General features: G+C 67.3%; 2 protein-coding genes. Both read left to right on the top strand.

From position 1 onward, the window contains the following. On the top strand, positions 1–1118 hold a 1118-nt coding region (locus LH128_RS20810; protein WP_008831658.1), incomplete at its 5' end, for a CmpA/NrtA family ABC transporter substrate-binding protein. A 254-nt stretch (positions 1119–1372) separates the two neighbouring features. Next, on the top strand, positions 1373–2266 hold an 894-nt coding region (locus LH128_RS20805), incomplete at its 3' end, for an MFS transporter (protein ID WP_008831657.1).

The raw sequence follows: 2266 nt of genomic DNA, 5'->3' as shown, positions 1-2266 counted from the left end.
GCCTTGCGCTCGACCTCGTGCGCACGACGAGCTGGGCGACCTTGCGCGACCGGCTGGTCTACGGACAGGTGCAGGCCGCGCACATGCTGGCGCCGCTGGCGGTGGCGGTGACGCTGGGCCTGAGCCAGCAGCCCGCCGCACTGGCCGCGCCGTTCAAGCTGGGCGTCAACGGCAACATGCTGGTCATGGCGAAGGACTTCGCCGCCGCCCTTGCGCCCGATCCCGCCGCGCGGCTGGCCGACCCGCTGGGCACCGCGCACGACTTCGCCGCTGCAATCGGGCTGTGGCGGCGCAAGCCGATCATCGGCGTCGTCCACCGCTTTTCCAGTCATGCGCTGATGCTCCGCTACTGGCTGGCCAGCGCGGGCATCGATCCCGACCGCGACGTGGTGCTGCGCGTGCTGCCTCCCTCGCTGACGGTCGAGGCGATCCATGCCGGCGAGATCGACGGTTTCATCGCGGGCGAGCCCTGGGGCAGCGCCGCGATCGAGTCCGGACGCGCGGAGGCGGTGGCGATCGGTCAGCGCATCTGGCAGCGCGGGGTGGAGAAAGTGCTGGCCTTCCGCGAACCATGGCTCGAGGAGAACCCCGAGATCACCGACCGCCTGCTGCGCGCGCTCGCCCGCGCCGCCGTCTGGTGCGACGAGCCGGACAACCGCGAGATACTGGCCGACATTCTCGCCGACCCGCGATATGTCGGGCAGCCCTCCGACCTGATCCTACGCACGCTGAGCGGCACGATCGTCCCCAGGGCGGGCGATGCGGCGGTGTCCTGCCCCGACTTCGTGCTGTTCTCCCGCGAGGCGACGCCGTTCCCATGGCGCAGCCAGGCGCTGTGGATCTATTCGCAACTGGTGCGCTGGAACATGGTGGAGCCTTCCGCCGAAACCGAGGCGCAGGCGGCGGCGGTGTTCCGTCCCGACATCTACCGCCGTGCGCTTGCGGGCAGCGACCTGCCGATGCCGGGAGCGAGCATGAAGCTGGAAGGGGCGGTGGATGCGCCGCTCGGCGTGGGTTCGCGCAAGGGCGACCTGCTGCTGGGGCCTGACCGGTTCTTCGACGGCCGCGTGTTCGATCCTGAACGGATCGAGGACTACCTCGCCGGTTTTGCCCGTTAGGATTTTTGGGCAGCATTGAAAATGCGATGACGCTGAAAACGCGTGCAATTTTACGTCTTGCCAGATCTGCGAAATCGCGTGACTATATAGGCGTCTCGCGATGAAGCGCGACCACACCGGATAGGCTGTCCCAAAGACGGGACGCCATCCTCACCGAAATTCGCAGCAAAGCCGCTGACCGGGCTCACCGCAAGGGTGACGTCCGGCCTGCGGCTTTTTTCGTGTCCGCTTTCATGATTTATGGGGGACGTACCATGGCAACCGCATTCTTCCGACCTGACGAAGACAATGACGTGCTTGCGCCCGCGCAGAAGCCCGCCGTCGGCTTCTGGAAGGCCGGCCACACGCCGACTCTGATCGCAGCTTTCCTCTATTTCGACCTCGCCTTCATGGTCTGGGTCCTGCTCGGCCCGCTGGCGCCGGAGATTTCGAAGACTCTCGGGCTCACGCCCGCGCAGAAGGGCCTGATGGTGGCGCTTCCCACGCTGGCGGGCGCTCTCCTGCGCGTCGTCAACGGGCTGCTGGTCGATCGCATCGGGCCGAAGCGCTCGGGCGCGATCAATCAGGTCATCGTCATCACCGGGCTGTTCTTCGCCTGGTCGATGGGCGTCACCAGCTTCGGCGGGACGCTGGCACTGGGCGTGATCCTGGGCTTTGCGGGAGCGAGCTTCGCGATCGCACTGCCGCTCGCCAGCCGCTGGTATCCGGCCGAGCATCAGGGCAAGGCGATGGGCCTGGCGGGCATGGGCAATTCGGGCACCGTCTTCGCCGCGCTCTTCGCGCCGACGCTGGCCAAGATGTTCGGCTGGAACGCGGTGCTGGGCCTTGCCTGCATCCCGCTGACCGTGGTGCTATGCATCTATCTCGCGCTGGCGAAGGACGCACCGAACCAGCCAGCGCCGCGCAAGCTGGTGGACTATGCGGCGCTGCTCAAGCAGGCGGACGCATGGTGGCTGATGGCGTTCTACGCGGTGACTTTCGGTGGTTTCGTGGGGCTTGCCGCGTCGCTGCCGATCTACTTCACCGACCAGTTCGGCCTCAGCACCGTCGTCGCCGGATATTGCACGGCGGGCTGCGTCTTCGCCGGATCGCTGGTCCGTCCGATGGGCGGCGCGCTGGCCGACAAGATCGGCGGCGTGAAGGCGCTG

Origin of the sequence: Sphingomonas sp. LH128, assembly GCF_000293195.2 — a bacterium.
Classification (GTDB): domain Bacteria; phylum Pseudomonadota; class Alphaproteobacteria; order Sphingomonadales; family Sphingomonadaceae; genus Novosphingobium; species Novosphingobium resinovorum_A.
The sequence above is the reverse complement of the archived record's forward strand: the minus strand, read 5'-3'. Positions and strand labels throughout refer to the sequence as shown.